The sequence below is a fragment of the Streptomyces flavofungini genome, from assembly GCF_041028215.1.
Lineage (GTDB): Bacteria > Actinomycetota > Actinomycetes > Streptomycetales > Streptomycetaceae > Streptomyces > Streptomyces flavofungini_B.
In genome coordinates this window covers 1-559 of the sequence record NZ_JASKYR010001460.1, presented here as the reverse complement: position 1 = coordinate 559, position 559 = coordinate 1, and the positions used below count along the sequence as shown (strand labels likewise).

Sequence of the window (559 nt, the reverse complement as noted above, 5' to 3'; positions counted from 1 at the left end):
CCGAAGGCGACGAACTGGAAGAAGAGAGGGGGGGCGGCGGCTTCCTTCAGGGCCTGGGTGGCGGGGCCCCTGGTGTCGGGGGCGCCGTCCGTCTGGAAGATCACGAGGGCCGGGGTGCCGGTGTCCTTGTGCGGGGACTTCTCGTAGTGGGCCACGACTTCTTCGATGGCGCGGTGGTAGCTCGTGCGGCCCATGCGGCCCGCCGCGGCGTGCAGCTCGTCGACGCGGCCCTCGTGCTCGGCGAGGGTGAGGATGCCGGTGCCGTCGATGTCCGTCGAGAAGAAGACGAGGTGGACGGTGGCTTCGGGGTCCGTGTGGGCGGCCAGCGCGAGGGTCTGCTCACCGAGACTCTGCGCGGAGCCGTCCTTGTAGTACGGGCGCATGCTGCCGCTGCGGTCCAGGACCAGATAGACCTGGGCCCGCACTCCACTGAGCCCCCGCTTCTTCAACACGGCCCCGGCGGCCTTGTACGCGGCCCCGAGCGCGGGCGCTTTTGCGCGGAGCTTGGCGGGAGTGAGGGGGCTGGCCGCCTGCGTATGCGTATGCGTCTGCGCCTGGG

Annotated in this window: 1 protein-coding gene; it reads right to left on the bottom strand. The window is 71.0% G+C overall.

Annotation, left to right across the window (positions count from 1 at the left end):
- On the bottom strand, window positions 1-559 hold a 559-nt coding region (locus AB8Z36_RS41640), incomplete at both ends, for a VWA domain-containing protein (protein WP_369218514.1).